Genomic DNA, 4,396 nt, shown 5'->3' with positions numbered 1-4,396 from the left:
GACTTGATCGGGGTGCCAGCGCCCACTGCGAAGTCGAGGCCGGAGTGGGGATTGCGCTCCTCGCCATTGAAGAAGCGACGCAGGCCAAACGGGCTGGAGAGGGGGCCGTTGACCGGCTTGTCGAACATCAGGTTGCTCGGCTGGTTGGGGCTGAAGGTCTGGTAAGCCCGGGTCTGCTCCGCCAACTCGCGGTTGATACGTGTCATATCCTCGGCGAGCGGATTGACCTGACGGCTGTTCTTGAGCTTGATGTGCTGCTCGCGGTAGTGCTTGGGGGTCACGGTGAAGCCGAGAGTACGGCCATCACCTGTGCTCAGTTGTTGGGCGCCGGGCATGCTTTTCAGAGAGATGCCGACGATGGCGATCCACTGGTTGTCTTCGCGCACCACCAGCACGGGTTTGTCGTGATAGCGGGCCGTGGGGGCAGTGGGTGACGCGCCAAGAGGGATCACTGCAACGCCACCCGGCACCGGATGGTTGAGCAGGCGACTGATAAAACCCTCGGCCAGGGCTGACTGGCTGGCCAGTAACAACAACAGACAACAAACAACTCTCATGACGATACCACTCGATGTTAAAGCGCCCGGGATGGCGGGATGACAACCCCCTGTCCGGTATTCGTCGATCACTAAAGTGTGATCACGACACGTAGGCCACGACAGGCGCGGCTGGGGAAGGGGGCAGATTGTGCCTCGTTATGGTCGGGGCAGCCAGAGGCGGGGCGTGGCTGACGCCCCTTTTGTGCATAGCTGCGTCAGGTTTTATGTCGTGGTCGGGCCGCTTCGCCATTGAGTCGCCCCCGCCCTGGCTCTAGAATCGGCTTCCGGCACTGATGCCACCGACACTCCGAGGAGACGATATGAACGGATTACCCCCTTTGCGCACCACACCGGCCCGGTACACGACAGGTCGTGGCTGGCTCTGGGTTCGCAGCGGGTTCGATATCTTCAACAAGGGGATGGGGATCAGCGTAGCCATGGTGCTGGTCTGGTTTATGGTAGGCATGCTGCTGGAGCAACTGCCGGCGGGTGGCCTTATCTCCCAGCTGCTCTACATGGTGTGGGGCGCGGGTTGGGTGGCGGTCGCCGCTCGGGGTTATCGGGGGGAGCCGCTGCAGTTTGCCGATCTCTTCGCCGGTTTTCGCCACAAGCTGACCCCGCTGATGCTAGGCGGTCTGCTGGTGTTGCTGCTGTTCAGCCTGGTGGGCCTCGTCTGTCTCGGTCTGCTCTCCATGTGGGGGCTACTCCCGCTGCTGACGCAGGATCCCGAAAGCATGGTGGTCTCAGCCAGCCAGTTGCAACAACTGCTGCTGGTATTGCTGGTGGGGATGCTGCTCATCATTCCCGTGCTGATGGGGGTCACCTTTGCTCCGGCGCTGATCTACCACCACGATATCGGCATCATCCAGGCGGTACGGCTGAGCTTCGCTGGCTGCTGGCGCAATATGTGGCCTTTCTTCTGGTGGGGGCTGCTCTCAGCTATTTTGTTGCTGTTTGGCGCTGTGCTGTTACTGGTAGGTCTGCTGGTGGTGATCCCGGCGCTCAACTACTCCATCTATGTGGCTTATCGGGATATTTTCCTGGACGAGAGTGCGCAGCCGGAAGCGCCGCACTCAGAACCATTCGGATTTGAAGCCTGATCAAGGGATCAGATTGAAGAAGGGGCCCGCAGCGGCCCCTTCTTCATGATCGGTTTTGAGGTGTGTTCACTCCTGCCAGATGGGATCCGCCGCCATGCGGGCCAGCAGAAAATCGAGGAAGCTGCGCAGCAGTGGCGACATCTGCTTGCGGGTGGCATACACCCCGTAGACGCCGAGGCGCTTGGGCTGCCAGTCGGTCAGCAGGGGCACCAGTTCCCCGCGCTCCAGATAGGGTTGTGCCGAGTAGCGGGGCTGCAGGCTGATACCGGCGCCTTCCAGCGTTGCTTCCAGCAGCAGGTTGGAGATATTGGCGCTCAGGTTACCGCTGACCGGCACTGACTCGGGACCGTCCGGTCCATTGAACTCCCACAGGCTCTTGCCGAAGTAGGTGTAGGTGAGGCAGTTGTGCAGCGCCAAATCCTGCACCTTGTGTGGCATCGGATGACGGGCCAGATAGGCTGGGCTGGCACAGACTACCGAGTGGCAGGTGCCGAGACGGCGCGCCACCAGATTGGGGTCGAGGTCGTTGGTGATGCGCACCGCCAGATCGATCCGCTCCTCTACCAGATTGACGGTTCTGTCGAGCAGCAGAATGTCGATGGCCGTTCCCGGGTATTGCGCCAGATAGTCGTTGGCAGCCCCGACCAGCAGCGCTTCTGACAGGGAGTAGCTGCTGGTGATCCGCAGTTGTCCCTTGGGGGCGTCATCTCCCTTCACGGCGATCTGCTCCATTTCTTCGCCGAGGGCCAGCATGGCGCGGGCCCGGTTCAGCGCTTCCTCTCCCGGCCCGGTCAGGCTCAGACGACGGGTGGTGCGGTGCAGCAGGCGGGCGCCCATCCAGCTCTCCAGCTCGGCGAGATAGCGCGACACCATGGCGCGCGACATATCCAGTTTCTCTCCGGCGCCGCTCAGGCTCCCCTGTTCGACTACGCTGACAAAGACCCGCAAGGCGGTCAGTCGATCCATGTACGGCTCTCTATATGTTCGATATGTGCAACAGTGATGCGCTTTTTATGCTGTATTTGCACCTTAAGTGATCCAATACACTGTGTCCATCAAATGAACCCCCGAATACTTAATGAGGAATAGATGATGAACAACACCCTGATCCGCAACCTGACTCTGGCTACTACCCTGTTGAGTGGCGCCGTACTGGCCGCCCCCCTGAGCGTGACCGTCTACAACCCTGGCGAGAAGGCGATCTTCCCGGTCTCCTCCTCACTGGTGACCGGTGACAAAGAGGCCATCCTGATCGATGCCCAGTTCGACGTACAAAATGGTCAGGCGCTGGTCGACATGATTAAGAAGAGTGGCAAGCAGTTGACCACCGTCTATATCAGCGCCGGTGACCCCGACTTTTACTTTGGTCTGGAGCCTGTACTGGCCGCCTTCCCGAACGTGAAGGTGCTGGCCGACCAGCACGTGGTCGACCACATCAAGGAGACCAAGGATGCCAAACTGGCTTACTGGGGTCCGATCCTGGGCAAAGGGGCGCCGAAGAGCCTGACCGTGCCGCAAGTGATGACTGCCAGCCAGCTGACCCTTGATGGCGAGAAGATCGAAATCAAAGAGATGAACACACCGAATGCCTATCTCTGGGCCCCTTCCATCAAGACTGCTTTTGGTGGTGTGCCGGTTTACCACGGTGTGCATGTCTGGATGGCAGACAGCCAGACCAAAGCAGCACGCAACAACTGGGTTCAGGCTCTCGACAAGCTGCTGGCGCTGAAACCCGAGCGGGTAGTGCCGGGCCACTTCCTGGGTGCTGAACCGAAAGGGAGCGAAGCTGTGACCTTTACCCGTGGTTATGTGCAGCGTTTCGAGCAAGAGCTGGCGAAGGCGAAGAACTCCGGCCAGCTGATCGATAGCTTGAAGAAGGCCTACCCCTCCCTGCCGGTTGACGATGGTCTGGCCATCGGTGCCAAGGTCAATACCGGCGAGATGAAGTGGTAATTCACTGAGCCGTATCCCTGTGTTTTTTTACCGGGCCAGAAGGCCCGGTTTTTTATCCTGAATGTGAAGAGAGATACCATGAAGCAACAGAATCCCGTTCTCCATTATGTTTATGACCCCCTCTGTGGCTGGTGCTACGGTGCGGCGCCCCTGCTGCAAAGTGCTGCCACCATTACCGGGCTGAAGATTGAGCTCCATGCTGGCGGACTCTGGCTAGGTGTGCGTCGTCAGCCGATGGGCGAAGCGCTGCGCGACTATGTCCGGCCTCATGATCAGCGGATCGAAGCGCTGACCGGTCAGCCTTTTGGCGAGCGCTATTTCAATGATCTTCTGCTGCGTGAGGGTTGTCTGCTGGACTCCGAACCGCCGATCCGTGCGGTACTGGCAGTCACCGCACTGGGTGGTGATGGCCTGACCATGCTGCACCGGATCCAGCAATCCCATTATCGGGACGGGATCTGGGTGGGCTCTGCCGAGCATCTGGCCACGCTGGCAGCAGAGCAGGGGATCAGTGAAGACACGTTCCAGCAAGCCTATCTGCAGGCCCCTCTGCTGCAACATCTGGCTGACAGCCAGGGGTGGATGAAGAGGGTTGGTGGTCAGGGCTACCCCACGCTTGGGCTGGAGTGCGGTGGCAAGGTGAGCCCTGTACGAGTGTCCGACTTCTTGGGCGACCCAGCCGGGTTGCGTCAGCATCTGCTGGAGCTGATGAAATAGTTATTAAAGTGTGAACAGACAATGCACCTTTAGTGCGGAGGGGGCAGGCCGATATTCCGGTATGCAGAAGCGATATGAAACACTTCG

General features: G+C 59.7%; 5 protein-coding genes. 3 read left to right on the top strand and 2 right to left on the bottom strand.

Going from position 1 to position 4,396, the window contains the following annotated elements:
* Positions 1-557: M23 family peptidase (locus DBR30_RS04430; RefSeq protein WP_258224276.1), on the bottom strand; the 557-nt coding region annotated here is incomplete at its 3' end.
* Positions 558-859: 302 nt separating this feature from the next.
* On the opposite strand from DBR30_RS04430, the gene DBR30_RS04425 reads away from it, so the two are divergent.
* A complete protein-coding gene (locus DBR30_RS04425; protein WP_108541833.1) occupies positions 860-1,639 on the top strand; it encodes a BPSS1780 family membrane protein in 780 nt (259 codons plus the stop codon).
* Positions 1,640-1,705: 66 nt separating this feature from the next.
* Here DBR30_RS04425 and DBR30_RS04420 read toward each other — a convergent pair whose 3' ends face one another.
* Positions 1,706-2,605, bottom strand: coding sequence for a LysR family transcriptional regulator (locus DBR30_RS04420; RefSeq protein ID WP_005362277.1), 900 nt, complete (start codon positions 2,603-2,605; stop codon positions 1,706-1,708).
* A 126-nt stretch (positions 2,606-2,731) separates the two neighbouring features.
* Between DBR30_RS04420 and DBR30_RS04415 the strand changes: the two genes are divergently transcribed.
* Positions 2,732-3,592, top strand: coding sequence for a Vmh family MBL fold metallo-hydrolase (locus DBR30_RS04415; RefSeq protein ID WP_108541837.1), 861 nt, complete (start codon positions 2,732-2,734; stop codon positions 3,590-3,592).
* A 78-nt stretch (positions 3,593-3,670) separates the two neighbouring features.
* On the top strand, positions 3,671-4,309 hold the full coding sequence (locus DBR30_RS04410; RefSeq protein ID WP_033112655.1) for a DsbA family protein: 639 nt from the start codon (positions 3,671-3,673) through the stop codon (positions 4,307-4,309).
* Positions 4,310-4,396: the final 87 nt, after the last annotated feature.

Source organism: Aeromonas sp. HMWF017, from assembly GCF_003061465.1.
Classification (GTDB): Bacteria; Pseudomonadota; Gammaproteobacteria; order Enterobacterales; family Aeromonadaceae; genus Aeromonas; species Aeromonas veronii.
This window is presented reverse-complemented; position numbering and strand designations above follow the sequence as displayed.